The sequence below is a fragment of the Deinococcus betulae genome (genome assembly GCF_020166395.1).
Lineage (GTDB): Bacteria > Deinococcota > Deinococci > Deinococcales > Deinococcaceae > Deinococcus > Deinococcus betulae.
In genome coordinates this window covers 52,040-67,170 of the sequence record NZ_JAIQXU010000008.1, presented here as the reverse complement: position 1 = coordinate 67,170, position 15,131 = coordinate 52,040, and the positions used below count along the sequence as shown (strand labels likewise).

At 65.7% G+C, this 15,131-nt stretch carries 21 protein-coding genes and 1 riboswitch; of the genes, 13 read left to right on the top strand and 8 right to left on the bottom strand.

Features of this window, described 5'->3' with window-relative positions; translation table 11 throughout:
• Positions 1-52 precede the first annotated feature (52 nt).
• Complete coding sequence (locus K7W42_RS08130) at positions 53-2,878, top strand: DUF6022 family protein (protein WP_224573751.1); 2,826 nt, start codon at positions 53-55, stop codon at positions 2,876-2,878.
• Between the two features lie 439 nt (positions 2,879-3,317).
• Here the strand turns inward: K7W42_RS08130 and K7W42_RS08125 are convergent, their stop codons facing one another.
• Positions 3,318-3,941 (bottom strand): histidine phosphatase family protein, encoded by a 624-nt coding sequence (locus K7W42_RS08125; protein WP_224573749.1) that lies wholly within the window; start codon positions 3,939-3,941, stop codon positions 3,318-3,320.
• Complete coding sequence (locus K7W42_RS08120; protein ID WP_224573893.1) at positions 3,938-4,339, bottom strand: acyl-CoA thioesterase; 402 nt, start codon at positions 4,337-4,339, stop codon at positions 3,938-3,940. Before K7W42_RS08120 ends, K7W42_RS08125 begins: the two co-directional genes overlap by 4 nt.
• A 426-nt stretch (positions 4,340-4,765) precedes the next feature.
• On the opposite strand from K7W42_RS08120, the gene K7W42_RS08115 reads away from it, so the two are divergent.
• Entirely contained in the window at positions 4,766-5,203 is a 438-nt protein-coding gene (locus tag K7W42_RS08115; RefSeq protein WP_157459064.1) for a response regulator, read from the top strand.
• Between the two features lie 64 nt (positions 5,204-5,267).
• Here the strand turns inward: K7W42_RS08115 and K7W42_RS08110 are convergent, their stop codons facing one another.
• Positions 5,268-5,429 carry a hypothetical protein gene (locus tag K7W42_RS08110; RefSeq protein ID WP_157459065.1) on the bottom strand — a complete coding sequence of 54 codons (162 nt, stop codon included), beginning with the start codon at positions 5,427-5,429 and terminating at the stop codon, positions 5,268-5,270.
• A gap of 48 nt (positions 5,430-5,477) precedes the next feature.
• On the opposite strand from K7W42_RS08110, the gene K7W42_RS08105 reads away from it, so the two are divergent.
• Complete coding sequence (locus K7W42_RS08105; protein ID WP_157459066.1) at positions 5,478-5,678, top strand: hypothetical protein; 201 nt, start codon at positions 5,478-5,480, stop codon at positions 5,676-5,678.
• Positions 5,679-5,707: 29 nt separating this feature from the next.
• Here K7W42_RS08105 and K7W42_RS08100 read toward each other — a convergent pair whose 3' ends face one another.
• Positions 5,708-5,968 carry a hypothetical protein gene (locus tag K7W42_RS08100; RefSeq protein WP_157459067.1) on the bottom strand — a complete coding sequence of 87 codons (261 nt, stop codon included), beginning with the start codon at positions 5,966-5,968 and terminating at the stop codon, positions 5,708-5,710.
• Positions 5,969-6,149: 181 nt separating this feature from the next.
• Here K7W42_RS08100 and K7W42_RS08095 point away from each other — a divergent pair, with 181 nt between their 5' ends.
• The 7 genes from K7W42_RS08095 to K7W42_RS08065 all read left to right on the top strand — a co-directional run bounded on the left by K7W42_RS08095 (position 6,150) and on the right by K7W42_RS08065 (position 9,825).
• A complete protein-coding gene (locus K7W42_RS08095; RefSeq protein ID WP_224573747.1) occupies positions 6,150-6,383 on the top strand; it encodes a hypothetical protein in 234 nt (77 codons plus the stop codon).
• A 106-nt stretch (positions 6,384-6,489) separates the two neighbouring features.
• The gene (locus tag K7W42_RS08090) at positions 6,490-6,738 is read left to right on the top strand and encodes a DUF7669 domain-containing protein (RefSeq protein WP_224573745.1); all 249 of its coding nucleotides are present in this window, start codon (positions 6,490-6,492) and stop codon (positions 6,736-6,738) included.
• Positions 6,739-7,200: 462 nt separating this feature from the next.
• Positions 7,201-7,647 carry a preQ(1) synthase gene (gene queF, locus K7W42_RS08085; protein WP_157459070.1) on the top strand — a complete coding sequence of 149 codons (447 nt, stop codon included), beginning with the start codon at positions 7,201-7,203 and terminating at the stop codon, positions 7,645-7,647.
• A 2-nt stretch (positions 7,648-7,649) separates the two neighbouring features.
• On the top strand, positions 7,650-8,054 hold the full coding sequence (locus tag K7W42_RS08080; protein WP_224573743.1) for a 6-pyruvoyl trahydropterin synthase family protein: 405 nt from the start codon (positions 7,650-7,652) through the stop codon (positions 8,052-8,054).
• The gene (locus tag K7W42_RS08075; RefSeq protein WP_224573741.1) at positions 8,051-8,743 is read left to right on the top strand and encodes a 7-carboxy-7-deazaguanine synthase QueE; all 693 of its coding nucleotides are present in this window, start codon (positions 8,051-8,053) and stop codon (positions 8,741-8,743) included. Before K7W42_RS08080 ends, K7W42_RS08075 begins: the two co-directional genes overlap by 4 nt.
• A gap of 111 nt (positions 8,744-8,854) precedes the next feature.
• On the top strand, positions 8,855-9,556 hold the full coding sequence (gene queC / locus K7W42_RS08070) for a 7-cyano-7-deazaguanine synthase QueC (protein WP_224573739.1): 702 nt from the start codon (positions 8,855-8,857) through the stop codon (positions 9,554-9,556).
• Positions 9,557-9,600: 44 nt separating this feature from the next.
• Complete coding sequence (locus K7W42_RS08065) at positions 9,601-9,825, top strand: hypothetical protein (RefSeq protein WP_224573737.1); 225 nt, start codon at positions 9,601-9,603, stop codon at positions 9,823-9,825.
• Between the two features lie 52 nt (positions 9,826-9,877).
• Here K7W42_RS08065 and K7W42_RS08060 read toward each other — a convergent pair whose 3' ends face one another.
• A complete protein-coding gene (locus tag K7W42_RS08060) occupies positions 9,878-10,048 on the bottom strand; it encodes a hypothetical protein (protein ID WP_224573735.1) in 171 nt (56 codons plus the stop codon).
• Between the two features lie 158 nt (positions 10,049-10,206).
• Positions 10,207-10,276, top strand: a riboswitch (guanidine-III (ykkC-III) riboswitch).
• 20 nt (positions 10,277-10,296) lie between these two features.
• On the opposite strand from K7W42_RS08060, the gene K7W42_RS08055 reads away from it, so the two are divergent.
• Positions 10,297-10,617 carry a DMT family transporter gene (locus K7W42_RS08055; RefSeq protein WP_224573733.1) on the top strand — a complete coding sequence of 107 codons (321 nt, stop codon included), beginning with the start codon at positions 10,297-10,299 and terminating at the stop codon, positions 10,615-10,617.
• A gap of 50 nt (positions 10,618-10,667) precedes the next feature.
• On the opposite strand, the gene K7W42_RS08050 is transcribed toward K7W42_RS08055, so the two are convergent.
• A complete protein-coding gene (locus K7W42_RS08050; RefSeq protein WP_224573731.1) occupies positions 10,668-11,753 on the bottom strand; it encodes a quinone-dependent dihydroorotate dehydrogenase in 1,086 nt (361 codons plus the stop codon).
• A 5-nt stretch (positions 11,754-11,758) separates the two neighbouring features.
• Positions 11,759-12,979, bottom strand: coding sequence for an MFS transporter (locus K7W42_RS08045; RefSeq protein ID WP_224573730.1), 1,221 nt, complete (start codon positions 12,977-12,979; stop codon positions 11,759-11,761).
• Between the two features lie 31 nt (positions 12,980-13,010).
• Here K7W42_RS08045 and K7W42_RS08040 point away from each other — a divergent pair, with 31 nt between their 5' ends.
• Positions 13,011-13,703, top strand: coding sequence for a hypothetical protein (locus K7W42_RS08040; RefSeq protein ID WP_224573728.1), 693 nt, complete (start codon positions 13,011-13,013; stop codon positions 13,701-13,703).
• A gap of 48 nt (positions 13,704-13,751) precedes the next feature.
• Here the strand turns inward: K7W42_RS08040 and K7W42_RS08035 are convergent, their stop codons facing one another.
• Positions 13,752-14,213: an RrF2 family transcriptional regulator gene (locus K7W42_RS08035; RefSeq protein ID WP_157459080.1), complete on the bottom strand. Its 462-nt coding sequence runs from the start codon at positions 14,211-14,213 to the stop codon at positions 13,752-13,754.
• A 100-nt stretch (positions 14,214-14,313) separates the two neighbouring features.
• On the opposite strand from K7W42_RS08035, the gene K7W42_RS08030 reads away from it, so the two are divergent.
• Positions 14,314-15,084: a hypothetical protein gene (locus K7W42_RS08030; protein ID WP_224573726.1), complete on the top strand. Its 771-nt coding sequence runs from the start codon at positions 14,314-14,316 to the stop codon at positions 15,082-15,084.
• The last annotated feature ends 47 nt before the right edge of the window (positions 15,085-15,131 follow it).

The following is a 15,131-nucleotide window of genomic DNA, read 5'->3' as shown; positions in this document are numbered from 1 at the left end:
CGTTTTGAGTAGGCTCATTAACTTGACAGAACACTGTCAAAAGGAGGCCTCTATGACTGTCCTTCTTTCTGTTCCAAGTGATGAGATTGAAGCGTTGGGGGAGTGGCTGGATGCTGTTCTGGCCGCGCAGTGGCAGACGGTACTGACCACGCACGCCGACAAGTTGGCCGATGCCTATGCCCGGGGCGGCGACGCGGCGTACGGCACCTACCTGAATCTGCTGCTGCGCGGGGCCAAGCGCGACCTCCGCGCTGCTGGTCTAAGCGCCGAGCCACCGCTGCCGGGCGAGTTCGGGGCTTCGCGCGAGTGGGGCAACGCCGACGAGACCGATCAAGAGCGCTGGATGTGGAGCGTAGTACGCAGCCCAACGGGTGAGGCGTTGGGCACCCTGGTCCTTACGGTGCCCCACAGCCACGCCCAGTTCCAGCTGCCCCGGCGGCCCCGCGCGTTTGGGTTACGAACGGTTGACCTGGCGGACACCGAGGCGGCCCTCTCGAAGAGGTCGCCCGACTTTGCTGCTGCTCTCCCCTTTCATGCCTGGTATCAGGCGTATCTAGATACCCAAAGGTTAAGCTCTGCTCAAGACCAAACGTCGGGGATTTTCACATCTGGCTCAGAGAGGCTGGGAGCAGGAGGACCATCCATGACGGAACGGGCATTCATTGAAGTGCGTGGGGCACGCGAACACAACCTCAAGAACATCTCGCTGAACATTCCCAAGCACCGCATTACGGTGTTCACCGGAGTCTCGGGGTCGGGCAAGTCCTCGCTGGTGTTCGATACGGTAGCCGCCGAGGCGCAGCGGCAACTGAACGAGACGTTTACGGCCTTTGTGCAGGGCTTCCTGCCCCACTACGGGCAGCCGGATGTAGACCGCGTGTCGCACCTGAATGCGCCGGTCATCATCAATCAGAAGCGGGTAGGCGGCGGGTCCCGGTCCACCGTGGGCACCTACACCGACATCGCCGCGCCGCTGCGCCTGCTGTTCTCGCGGGCCGGGCAGCCGTCGGCGGGGCCGGCCTTCGCCTACTCCTTTAACACTCCGCAGGGCATGTGCGCCGAGTGCGAGGGGATTGGCAAGACCACGCAACTGGACCTGGACCGGCTGCTGGACCGCACCCAGTCGCTGAACGGCGGCGCCATCCTGCACCCGGACTTCAAGCCCGGCAAGTGGCTGTGGAAGACCTACGCCCTGAGTGGCCTGTTCGACAACGACAAACCCGTGCAGGACTACACCGAACAGGAACTGCACCTGCTGCTGCACGGGCGTGACCTCAAGGTCTCACTGGGCGAGATCAACATGACCTACGAGGGGCTGGTCGAGCGCTTTGAGCGCATGTACCTCAAGAAAGACGCCGCCGCCATGTCTGACCGCAGCCGCGCCGTGTTCGAGCAGTTTGTGACCAGCCAGACCTGTCCGGTCTGCAGCGGGGCGCGCCTGAACGCTGCGGCGCTGGCCTCGCGACTAGAGGGGAAGAACATCGCTGAGCTGTCGGACCTGGAAGCGACCGAACTGCTGACCTTCTTGCAGGGGCTCACCGACCCCGCAGCAGCCCGCGTGGCGGCGCACCTGGCCGAGCGGCTGGCCCACCTGGTCGAGATTGGCCTGGGCTACCTGAGCCTGAGCCGCGAGACCGCCACGCTGTCCGGCGGCGAGAGCCAGCGCCTGAAACTGGTGCGGCACTTGGGCAACAGCCTGACCGACATGCTGTATGTGCTAGACGAACCCAGCGTGGGCCTGCACCCGCGCGATGTGTCGCGGCTGACTGGCCTGCTGGGGGCGCTGCGTGACAAGGGCAACACCGTGCTGGTGGTGGAACACGACCCGGATGTCATTCGGATGGCTGACCACGTGGTGGACATCGGGCCGGGCCCCGGCGTGCGCGGCGGCGAGGTGGTCTTTGAAGGAAGCGTCGAGGGCCTGGAAGCGGCGCCCACCCTGACGGGCCGGCACCTCACCCAGCAGTTGCCCCTGAAGGCGTCTGTGCGAGAGCCGCGCGGGTGGCTGAGTGTCAAAGGGGCGCGGCTCCACAACCTCAAAGACGTCTCCGTGGAGATTCCAACCGGCGTCCTGACGGTGGTGACGGGCGTGGCTGGCTCCGGCAAAAGCACCCTGATTCACGATGTCTTTCTCCCGCAGCATCCCGACGCCATCGTCATTGACCAGTCGCGCGTGACGACCAACAGCCGCTCGGCGCCCGCCACCTACACCGGCATCATGGACCCCATCCGCAAGGGGTTTGCCAAGGCCAGCGGCCAGAGTCCGGCCCTCTTCAGTTTCAATTCGGAGGGCAGTTGCCCGAATTGTGCGGGCCTGGGCGTCGTCTACACCGACCTGGCCTTTATGGAAGGGATCTCGGCGGTGTGTGAGGTCTGCGAGGGCAAACGCTTCAAGCCCGAAGTGCTGCGCCACACGCTGCGGGGCCAGACCATCAGCGACGTGCTGAACATGACGGCCGAAACTGCGCTGGCCTTTTTCACCGAGAAACCTATTCGCGCGGTGCTGCAAGCCATGAACGACGTGGGCCTGGGCTACCTGACGCTGGGCCAGCCGCTGAGCACCGTGTCGGGCGGCGAGGCGCAGCGCCTGAAGCTGGCGACCGAACTGCACAAGAAAGGCAGCGTCTACGTCATGGACGAACCCACCACGGGCCTGCACCTGTCGGACATCGGCCTGCTGATGGGGATCATTGACCGGCTGGTGGACGGCGGCAACAGCGTCATTCTGATCGAGCATCAGCTGGATGTGATTCGGCAGGCCGACTGGATAATTGATCTGGGGCCGGAGGGGGGCCGGGCCGGCGGGGAAGTGCTGTACAGCGGGCCGCCGAAGGGGCTGCTGGGCTGTGAGCGGTCGGTGACGGCGCGGTATCTGTAGACGGCGAGGGCGACAGCGCGCAACGCTTGAGCAATCAAAGGGTATGCACCTACCGAACGTGGCGGTTTCTGAATGGCCGTCCCCACCCCCCAGCCCCCTCCCCCAGGGGGGCAGGGGGGGCAATCGCTGCGCTGGGCAAGAGTTTCTACTGATGTTGGCGACGTTGCTCAACTCGTTCACGGGTCTGGCCTCGACGCCATCCTGCCGCCCAGCGGAAGGGCCTGCGCGCTGCGCTCACAATGGCCTCGCCTGGACCTGGGCGGGATTGGGGAAAGGTGTGCGGGTGTGAACAATAGGTTCTACTTTTAAAAACAGGTAGGGCTGTTGCTCCCTCCACGCCTATAGGGGACACAGAAAGCTGTGAAGCAGAGGACGGGGGCAGGGGCGTATGACCCCTGCTCCTATCTTTTCCCACTCCCTACTTCCCACAACCTGCTCCTTACTCCTCCAAATGAGCGTGGTCGTTGTAGGTCAGGAGGGTCCAGCGGCCGTCCACGCGGGTCAGGGTGGTCAGGCTGGTATGGGAGAGCTGATAGGGAAACGGCAGCACGTAGCCGGGTTGCGGTGTGGCAGGCCAGCTGAACAGGTCGCACAGCAGCGCGCGGATGGCTGCGCCGTGGCTGAAGGCGATCACGCGCCCACCTGCCAGACCCTCGGCCCAGTCGCGCAGGCGCTCGGCCACCTCCTGTAGGCTCTCGCCGTCGGGGGCCGGCTGCCCCCAGGGGTCGCGTTGCCACTCGGCATACCGCTCGTCGTGCAGCACGTCGTCGGTGGTCACACCTTCAAATGCTCCGAAGGCCAGTTCGCGCAGGCGCACATCCAGGATGAGGGGCTGCTCAGGCAGGGCCAGTATGGCGGTGTCAGCGGCGCGGCTCAGATCGCTGCTGTGAATGGCGTCGTAGGTGCGCCCAGCCAGCCGGTCTCTCAATTTCAGGGCCTGCGCCTGTCCCGCTTCGCCCAGTGGGGTGTCGGTCCAGCCCTGCCAGCGCCCGGAGCCGTTCCAGTCGGTCAGGCCGTGGCGCACCAGGGTCAGGTGCAGCAGCGGCGAGAGGTCGTCACTCATGGGCGGGCCTCTGGGTCCGGCTGGACGCTGCTGGTGTCCTGGCCTTCAGGCAGGGGCGGCACCGCTCTGGGCTTCCCGGCGTCATCCAGCGCCACAAACACGAAGTAGCCGGTGGTCGCTATCTCCTGCTCGCCGCTGGCCATGTGTTCGCGGTAGACATCCACCCGGATGGTCATGGAGGTGCGGCCCACCTTGACCACCTGGGCGTCCAGGGCCACGGCGTCCGCCACCCGAATGGGCACATGAAAATCCACGCCGTCCATGCGCGCCGTCACCACGTTGCCCCCGGCATGACGCACAGCGGCAATGCTGGCCGCCTTGTCCATCAGGGATAGAACCCAGCCCCCAAAGGCAGTACCGTGATAGTTCGTGTCCTTGGGAAACACCAGTTCCAGCATGCGGGCGCGGCTGCGCGGCGCTTTTCCAGGTTTTTCTTCCACTTCGTTACCCCTCTTTTACCCCTACGGCTCTTCCGGGATCAGATGATCTAGGCCCACGGCTGCCTGCATCCGCGCCGCTTTCCGGGCCTCAGCGCGTCCGTGAGTGTACAGGCGCGGCGGAATGCTCGGGTCGGTGTCGGCCGGAAATCAGATCAGCTCGTCAGAGGTCCACGCACCTCGGAGCGATCAGGGGATTTGATCTCTATGTCAACCAGACTGTTCTAGCAGAGGCCAAAGGCTCAGCTGGTCAGAGGCATCGCACAGCGATCAAGATGGCAGTACGCTGGCCACTCACGACTGGAATATAGGGACAGTCCCACAACACCTAAGGCTTAACCAAGCTCTAGAGTCTCAAAGCTATCTCAACAGTGATAGACCTCGGGGATGCCCTCGACACCGACCTTTTTGCTGATCGAGGATTCACCATTTGACCGCACGCTGATCCAGGCGGTCTTCGAGTTGGTCGCCCCCGAGGTGGTTCTGACTGTGGTGCCTGGAGGGCAGGCCGCGCGGTCATATGTGCAGACGACTATGCCCGCCGGCCCGCAGGTCGTCCTGTTGGGGCTCCACCTGGACGATGAGCAGGTCTGGGCAGTCTTGGCCTGTCTTCGGCAGCAGGGACCGTGGGCGACGATGCCGGTCATGGTGCTCGGGGCGGCTCTGCGCGAGGACGATCTGACGCGGGCGTATGGCCTGGGTGTGAGCGCGTGCGTACACAAGCCAGATGCCGTTGCCGAGTGGGAAGCGCTGGTGCAGCAACTGGTCGTGTTCTGGTCCGGCGTGCAGTATCACTCTGGCACGGGGCAGCGCTTCTCCAGATAAGCGCAAAAAAGCGACCCAGTGGCCGCCTTACTCTCCTGACTCCTGAGTGACTCATATGCGCTGCTTAATTGACCGGCAGTACACCTGCGCCAGCGGCCAACGCCGAACGAGGCGTATGGAGCACCAGCCAGAGCACCAGATTGCCCACCACCAGAGCAATCACCGTCAGCATCAACCAGACGGGAATGCCACCCGGTGCACCTTCTTTCAGATTCAGAGCTTTCACAGCCAGGTGTGCAGGCCTGCACCTGACGGGTGAGGCGTAGGCTAAGGGATGGACACCAACAAGGTCGCCTTTGCCACTGCTGCGCATCTGTTCCGCCTGTACGTGATGGCTTTTAGCGGTATTGAGTCTGAACAGGCGGCCGTGACCTCGGCGGGCGCAGCCGTCGAGGCTTATCTGGTGGACTGCGGCATGTCGCAACACGAAGCGGCACGGCACCGCGACGAACTTATGTTGTCGTTCCGAAATTAGGCCGCACGCGGGGGGGCCTGCCGCACCCCTCACGAACGCGGCAGAAACGACAGGTGCCCTTCAAAGGAACGGAGGCGCAGGCGGGCGGGGGTCTTCTCACTGAGGGTCCCCTGCATCCACCCGAAGGCGGTGTTGACCTGCACGGCACATTGCCCAGCGTTGGCCGCGCAGGCGTCTTGGACGGCTTGAAGATCAGAAGCCAGCACACCAGATAAAGGCCGAATAGGATCAGCAAAGAGTGTCATCCGTTTGGTCGGTGAAATTGCATAAAGGCCTTCGAGTCTCAACATCAGAACAGCATAGTTTATTTATGAAGTGTCAACTGCATGGGCAGAACTATTAGATCTCAAAAAACACGCCGATCAAATGAAGTTGAGAGAAGGATTTTTTCTTGCCATCAGAACATCATGAGGGTCAGATAGACTGTAAAAGTTCGGGCTTCATTTGGAGCTCTGGCAAAGCGAGGCAGTCATGAGCAGTTTTTCTTTCCTGGCCCTGTCCTGGGTGCCGGGCACGATGGACCGTGTGCAGTTCACGACCGCAGGACGCCGGTATACCGTCCTCTTGCGGCACATTGAACAGACCACGGTGCACGCCGTATCGGACCTGTATCTCAAAGGCCGAGTCATTCTTCAGGTCAGTGCCGAGCATCACGCTCAGCTGATGGGCACCCTGGCGCTGCAGGTTCGCGCCGTGCCCGCCTGAGTCCAGCTCCTGTCTGTGTGGCCGCTGTCTGAAGCGTGGCCCAGCGGTGTCGAGCGCGCCACGACTGGTTCCAATTCTTCTCCTGCGGTCCTGTCACACTGCACAGATGACGTGCCGAACAGACATCCTTGCCGTGGCCCGCGACCTGGCTGCCGGGCATCCGGAGGGCACGTTTTCAATGCAGGACATTGTGCAGGCTCTGCGCGCGCAGCAGACCACCCACACCGACGCGCAGATCCGCCGGCACGTGAGGATAATCATGTGTGCCAACAGCACTGAAAAGGGTGCCGGGCAGTTTCCAGATCTGGAATGGGTGGCGCGCGGCCGATTTAGATTGTTGGAACAACCGGCGTAAGGACCTCACTTTGGGCGGCGACACTGGCCGCCCATTTTCTCTTGCAGTGGCCCTTTGCCAGAGGGCTGATACGGATTCCGTTTGTTTCATTGACAAATCGGGAAAACGCCGATTTGCCAACTCCACGTCCGGAACCCGTTTTGCTCCTTCTCGCTCTACTGCGCAGCTTTGCAAGTCCGCTCGGATTTCATCGTTTTTGCAAACGATTCAATCGGAGTCTGTATGAGTTGGCACGCAGACTCAGGACCAGGTGACTTTCCCACTCGTCCAGATGCAGTCTGGGCAAGCTCCGAATCGGCACAGTGGCTCTAACGCCTTGCTGATCAGACCTCTGTCTCCCCTCTACACACCTCGGCTCTGCTCAGCGGCTGATTCCGCCACCAGCTGAATGAAGTGCGGCTAAGATGACGCCGGGCCGACCTGTTTTGTTGGCCTGCTGCCCCGCGCAGCCAGAGGAGACTTATGACCACCACGCTTCACCCTGCCGACGCCCAGACCGGGTTTCAGCGCCGCTACGACGTTCAGGACCTGTCGGCCATTGATGTGGCCATTCTGGACACTTTTCCGCATGTCCGGGAAGACGACCAGAGCCCGTACCCCGGCCAGCCCATCGAGATCGTGATCTCGACCGACGAGTTCAGCCCTGTGTGTCCCTGGAGCGGCCTGCCCGACTTTGGCCGACTGGAAATCCGCTACGTCGCGGCCGAGAAGTGCGTCGAGCTCAAGAGCCTCAAGTATTACCTCACCAGCTACCGCTTCGTGGGCATCTACCACGAACACGCCACGCGCCGCGTGCTGGCCGACCTGGTGCGGCTGCTGGAGCCGGTCCGCATGACCATCACCTGCGACTATGGCGTGCGGGGCGGCATCAACACCGTGGTCAAGGCCGAGTACACGCGGGCTGACTGAGCATGCCCTGGCAACTCAACACGGAGTTCACCTTTGACTCCGCGCACGTCATCACGGGCTACGACGGGCCGTGTGGCCGCCTCCACGGGCACACCTACCGGGTTCGCCTGGAGCTGCGCGCTGACCGTCTGCGCTCCAGCGCCCATGTGCGGCGCGCCATCATGGTGGCCGACTTCAAGACCCTCAAGTGGGCCAAAAAAGACGTCCAGGCGGGCGGGCTGGACCACGCCTACCTGAACGACCTGCTGGGGGACGACACCACCGCCGAAGTCATTGCCGCCCACATTCACGGCGAAACGCTGCGGCGAGTCCGGGACACCTTGGACCCCGGCGACCAGGGCCAGGACCTGCGCCTCAAAGTCATCCTCTGGGAAACACCCGATTCCAGCTGCGAGTACTGGGAATGAAATACCCGGTGTACGAACGGTTTTACACCTGGCAGGGCGAGGGGGTGCATCTGGGCCGGGCGGCGTATTTTATCCGCCTGTACGGCTGCCCCCAGGCCTGCCCGTGGTGCGACAGCGCCGGCACCTGGCACCGGGATTACCGGCCGGACTCGGTGCCGCTGCTCTCGGCGCAGGAACTGAGTGAGGCCGCCGAGCAAGAAGCGCCGCAGGGTGCCTTCGTGGTCCTGACGGGGGGCGAGCCTATCCTGTTTGACCTGGAACCGCTCGTGACCCTCCTGCATGCCCAGGGCCGCCGCGTCCACTTGGAGACCAGCGGCATTGCTCCTCTGCGCGGCGCGGCGGACTGGGTCACCCTCAGCCCCAAGCCGTTTGGCCAGCCGCCTCTGCCCGAGGTGGTGGCCCAGGCGGCTGAGGTCAAAATCATCGTTCACGAGCCGGACGACATTGCAGCCGGCCTGGCCACCCTGGAGGGCCTGCCGGCCGACGCGCCCATCTGGCTGCACCCGGAATGGAGTAAAGCCCGCGACCGAGACGCTGGCGTGCTGAACGCCATCACCCAGGCGGTTAAGGCCGACCCCCGGCTGCGGGCGGGCTACCAGCTGCACAAGCTGTACCGCCCCGATGAACTGGATCCCCACAGCGACAAGCGCTTAATTCCGCTGGGCGGCCAAGTGGCCCTGGGGTACTGAGATGGCCTGCGGCTGAGGGCATCAACTCCAGGCCCCTGAGCCCATTGCCGCCCCTCCTCCATCCAGCCAACTGTCACACTTTTCGCCACCAATTCAACCGGAGTTCGCATCATGCCTGAACGCGCCGTTGTTCTTCTGTCGGGTGGGCTGGACTCCAGCACCGTGCTGGGGCTGGCCACCCGCGCGGGCCTGGCCTGCACCGCCCTGTCGTTCCGCTACGGCCAGCGCCACACCATTGAGCTAGAGCGGGCCAGTCAGATTGCCGCCCACTTCGGGGCCACTCACTGCGTCGTGGACATCAATATCGGGGCATTTGGCGGCAGCGCCCTGACCGATGACACCATGGCTGTTCCGACCGGGGGCACCTCGGCCGAGATCATTCCGCCGACCTACGTGCCGGGCCGCAACACAGTCTTTATTGCGATTGGACTGAGTCTGGCCGAAGCCATCGGCGCTTCTACCCTCCACCTGGGCATCAACGCCGTGGATTACAGCGGCTACCCCGACTGCCGGCCCGAATACCTGGCGGCCTATCAGCGTCTGGCCGACCTGGCGACCAAAGCAGGGATTGAAGGGCGCGGGGCGCAGCTGGTGGCGCCCCTTCAGCACCTGACCAAAGCCGACATCGTGCGCGAGGCCCTGGCGGTGGGCGTGCCGGTGAACGTTACCTGGTCGTGTTATCAGGGCGGGCAGGAACCCTGCGGCGAGTGCGATTCGTGCCGGATTCGGGACGAGGCGGCGATCGCGGCTGGACACCCGGAACTGGCCACCCCCACGGGCCGCGCCCGCCTGACGTTGACCAGCCTGTCTTGACCGCCCTCTCACGGCCTCGCCAGGCCAGCAGCGCATGCTGGGGCATGACCCAGAATAGTGAAGATCCCAGCGTGGGCACCGAGCTGACCGACCAACAGGCCACCGAACTGAACGCCAACCCCGGCCGGGGCGCCCGCCACGAACCCGGCGCGGGTGAGGACCCAGACGAGGGCGCCGAGGCCCTGGAGCCGAACGCCACCCAGGACCGCCTGGAAGGGAACGACGAGGACGGCAGCCAGGCCCAGGACGGCCGCAAAGACGCGGGCTAAGAGCCGATGAGAAAGGCCCACCCGAATCAATGGGTGGGCCCTGCTGCTGCACTCAGCTGTGGCCGGGGTCGCTGTCGTCGCTGGGGCGACCGTGGGTGCCGTCCTCAGCCTCTGCCGGCTTGGGCTGCTGTGGTGGCTGGTCGGCCAGAGCCGGGGTTTCCGTTGGCTCGGTGCTGGGAGTGTCGGTATCGCTGACGGGCGTTTCGGGTGTTGGGTCGGTCATGGGCGCCTCCTGAGGACTTGAACCCCCTGAGCATGCCCGGCGCCACCCTCACCTGCCCCCAGACAACCTAAAGCCGCCTTGAGATCCATTAGGTGCGGTGTCAACGCACCCTGACACGCTTCTCCTCTGCTGCTTACATTGCCGCGTTACAGTGGCCTGAGTCGCCCCCAGCGGGCTGACTTCCGGACGAGAGCCCCGCCGTACCCGGTCACGACAAGACGGCGCAGACACACTGGAGGTGTCACGGTATGGCATGGACACTGCTTGTTCTGGCAGGTCTTCTGGAAGTCGGCTGGGCTATTGGCCTGAAATACACGGAAGGGTTTTCGCGGCCCTTGCCCACGGCGCTGACGCTCATGAGCATGGTCGCCAGTCTCGCCCTGCTGGGTCTGGCCACCAAGACGCTGCCCATCGGCACGGCTTACGGGGTCTGGGTTGGCATCGGCGCGGTGGGTGCGGGCATCCTCGGCATCGTGCTGTTTCACGAACCAGCCACGGCGGCCCGCATGGGTTTCATGGCGCTGATGCTGGTGGCCATCGTGGGCTTGAAAGTCACCAGCGGGCACTGACAGCCAGAGAGGTTGGACGTGCTGAGCTCCTGACCTCTCCACCATTCTCACTAGGCGTCCAGGCCCACCGCGTCTTCGACCGTCCTCAGGCCGTCGCGGCGCAGCAGCTCGGCTAGGCCCGCGTTCAATTCGCGCACCAGGCCGGGGCCACGGTAGATCAGGGCGGAGTACACCTCGACCAGGCTGGCCCCTGCGCGAATCTTGTCATAAGCGTCCTGGGGGGTAAAGATGCCGCCCACGCCCACAATAGGCACGCGCCCCTGCGTCTGGCGAAAGGCGGCGCGCACCAGAGCGGTGGCGCGGGCCGTTAGAGGGCGGCCGCTTAAGCCACCAGCTTCCCGCTGAGCCGGGTGACTCAGGCCGTCGCGGGCCAGGGTGGTGTTGCTGACAATCAGACCAGCGGCCCCAGCATTCACCACCGCGTCCACACTGGCTTCAAAGTCGGCGGGGTGCAGGTCAGGCGCTAGCTTCACCAGGACGGGCGGGACGCTGAGGGTGCGAACACGACCGGCCTCCACCTCTGCCAGCACCTCCCGCACCAGGGCAGCCAGGTCATCTGCCGCTTGTAAGGCGCGCAGACCCGGCGTATTGGGGCTGCTGACATTGACCACGAAGGCGTCGGCCACGTCTTGCAAGGCCGCCACGCAGCGGCGGTAATCCTGGGCGGCGTCCTCGTTGGGCGTCGCCTTGTTCTTGCCAATGTTCACCCAGACCGGCACAGCGCGCGTGCGTAGCCCGCTCAGGCGGGCGTGCAGGGCAGCGGCGCCCGCGTTGTTAAAGCCCATGCGGTTAATCAGCGCCTCGTCCTCTGGCAGGCGGAACAGTCGGGGCCGGTCATTGCCCGCCTGCGGCAATGGCGTCACCGTGCCGACCTCCAGAAACCCGAAGCCCAGCGCGCCGAAAGCCGGCACCGCCACCCCGTTCTTGTCCAGGCCCGCTGCCAGGCCTACGGGTGAAGCGAAGCGCTGGCCCCACAGCGTCTGCGTGAGGGCCCCGCCGCCAGGCACCGTCAGGGCGCGCGCCGCCTGGGGCCACAGGGGCACCTTTGAGGCGGCCTCCAGGCCCCCCAGGGTCAGGTGGTGGGCGTCTTCGGCGTCCAGGCGAAACAGGGCAGGCTTCAGCAGCGAACGGTACACGGCCTTCAGGATACGGGGGCGGCCGCCCGGCCTGTCCGGCCCAGCAGGCGCAGGGCCGCCAGGCCCACGAGCACCTGAATCACCCCTTGCAGGCAGATGACGGCCAGAATGCCCTGCGGCCCACGCGCCAGACTGGCGAGCCCTGTGCCCAGCAGCACCCCGGCGGCCATCAGGTGACCAGCCAGCCCGAAGACCCGGCCCAGCGCGGCGTCCGGGGTCAGGCGCTGCACCAGGGTGGTCCAGCCCGCGCCGGTGGCGGCGGCGGGCAGGCCCACCAGCGCCATCACCAGCAGCGGCGGCCACACCTGCGGAGTGAGCAGCGGCAGACAGAAAACCGCCAGGTCGCCCAGGCCCAGCCCCAGACTGCCCGCCACCAGCAAGGCCTCCGGGCGAAGATGCGCGGCGAACCGGGCCACCAGCGCGCCGCCCACCAGGCCGCCCACCGCCTGCACACTCAGCAGCCAGCCGTAGGTGCGGGCGTCACCGTGCATGACCTCGGCCACAAAGGGGGCGATCAGGGGACCGAACACCCCTTCCCCCAGCGCCGACAGGCCGGCCAGCCCTACCAGGAGGCGCAGTGGCGGCGAGCCGCGCACGGTGTGCCAGCCGGCCACAAACGCGGCCCGCAGCCGCGTCTGGGCGGCTCCCGGCGCGGCGGGCGTGCGCGGCACCCCCAGCAGCAGCGCCGCCGCCAGCAGGAACGACAGCAGGTCGGCCAGCACGGCGGCCCGCAGCCCCAGCGCCGCCAGCAGCGCGCCGCCCAGGGCCGGGCCCACCAGCCGCGCCAGATTGTTGTTCAGGGCATTCAGGGCGTTGGCGCGGGCCAGCTGGTCGGCGGGCACCAGCGTTGGCAGCAGCGCGCCCTCGGCAGGGCCCACCGGCAACGTCACGAGCGCCAGGAGCGCAGAGGACAGGGCGGCCGCCCACAGCGGCGGCAGGTCGCCCCCGCCCACCAGCAGCGGTAGCAGCGCCAGAGCCGCCAGCAAGTTGCTGGCCAGCAGCACGTCACGCCGGGGCCAGCGGTCAGCCAGCACCCCGCCCAGCGAGCCCAGCAGCACCCGAGGCAGGGTGCCGGCCAGAAACATCAGCGTTGCGGCGGGCACCGAGCGGGTCTCCAGATACACCTGCGCCGGCAGCGCCGCCGCCAGGAGCCAGTTGCCGGTCATGCTGATCAGGCCGGCCCACCACAGCCGGGCAAAGGGACCAGAGAGCATCAGGGTGAACATGCCCCGCAGCGTGCGAGCTACCCTCTGACCAATGACACTGCCTTCCCGTCAAAGACCTGTGGTGGTGACAGACCCGCAGGCGGCGGCGCTGCTGCTGGACGCGCGGGCAGTGCGCGCCCTGGGGCCGTTTCTGGGCCGCGTCCTGAACGCCCAGGCGGCGGCGCGTGAGGCCGGGCTGCCCATCAGCACCTTGCAGTACCGGGTGCGGCAGTTTCTGGCCTGCGGGCTGCTGCGCCGCGCGGGCCTCCAGCCCCGCGCCGGGCGCGCCATGCCGCTATACGAAGCCCCAGGCGCCCTGTTTGTGCCGTTTGCCTCCACCCCACTGGTATCAGACACCCTGCTGTCGGCGGCCAGTTTCGGGCGGTGGCAGGCGCGGCTGACCCGCTCTATCGGCGCGGCCTGGGTGCAGGCGGCGGGCCAGCGCCGCATCGGGCTGCATCTGATCGGCTCAGAGCAGGGCCTGATCTCCCGCAACGTTGAACCCGAACCTGACCCGGAAGCCCCCAACAGCTTTTTCGAGTATCTGCTCAGTGACCAGGGGCCGGCGGTGTGGGATTCCTGGGGCGTCCTGAGTCTCCCGCCTGACCAGGCCAAGGCTCTGCAACGCGACCTCGCGGCCCTGATGGGCCGCTACCGTTCGGTCGAGACCGAAGGCGTCACGCCGCATATCGTGCGCGTGGCCATCGCGCCGCTGGTGCCCGAGGACGGCGAGGCGGAACAGTAAAAAAGGCCAGCGCAAGACGCTGACCCTGGTCCCGCAGTTCACCGAAGTTTAAACCGGCGGGTGCGCGTAACTGCTTTCCAGCTGCACCAAGCGGGCGTGCTGCTGCTGCTCGCTCTCGACCATCAGGTCGGCCAGGGTGGTGCTTCCCAGCACGTCGCGCAGGGCGCTGTCCACGCGGTGCCACAGGTTCTGGGTGCCGCAGACGTTCTGGCTTTCGCAGACATGGTCGTCTTCTACGCAGGACACCGGGGCGATGCTGCCCTCCATGGCGGTCACCACGTCGTAGGCACTGATCTCCTGGGCGGGGCGGGCCAGGCGGTAGCCGCCGTGCGCGCCGCGAATACTCTTGATAAAGCCCGCGCGGCGCAGGTTGCTGGCAATCTGTTCGAGGTAGTGCTGGCTGATGCCCTGACGTTCAGACACGTCCTTGAGAGGTACGGCCTCACCGCCCCGGCGCGCGATTTCAATCAGGGCACGCAGGCCGTATTGCGCTTTGGTCGAAACCCACATGCCCCCAGTCTACTCCGGAAACCCGGACACAACGTAAGGGTTTTTTCGTTGTGACCTCCACGAAACGCCCATGCAACGGCCCAGGGCCTAACCTGCGGCCATGATTCCTCTGGTTCTGCGCCGCGCGGCCTTCCTCGCCCTGCTTCTTATGCCGGTGGCCTACGCCCAGAGCGGCTGTGTGGGCTTCGTGTGCAGCGCGCCTGGGGCAGGCACGGCGGGCCGGGGACCGCTGGACAGCGCGTATCTGGAGGTGCTGGGCCGCGTCAGCAGCGCCCAGGAACGCGGCCTGTGGGAGGCGCGGGGCGTGCGCGAGGGAACCCTGAGCGCCGCGCAGGCGGCCCAGGTGCGCGCCGAACTGCGGCGCAACGTGCACGCGCCCGCAGCCAGCACCCTGCTGAGCGACCTGACCCTGCGGGTGTTTCTCGATTCGTTCGGGGCCGCGCCGCACCCCAACAATCCCTTTTTCAAACTGCTGGGTCAGCTGGCCAAGAGGCCTGACAACACCTACGCCGGCCTGCTGGACTTCACGCGCAGCTACCTGCAAGACCCGCAGATTGACGGCGCCCGAGAAGGGCTGATTTACGCGGCCTACATCCGCAGCCTGGGCCGGCCGCCCAGCAGCGGCGACCTGACCTACTGGCAGGCGCAGGTGAAGGCCAGTGGCCGTAACTTCACCGACATCGTGCAGGCCGGCCAGGACTGGGTACTGAGTGCAGGCAATGAGGCGGAATTTTCGGCCCTGATTCGGCGGGCGTTCAAGGCCGCCGGCCGCGCCGCGCCCACGGGCGACCAGATCATCAAGATTCGGCTGGCCAACCAGACCACGCGCCGCACCTTCGACGAATGGAAGGTCTTTGTGCAGAAGTTCTAGCCCAGGGCACTGGGGACTGGGTGCTCTCTGGGCCGCCTGGACATCCT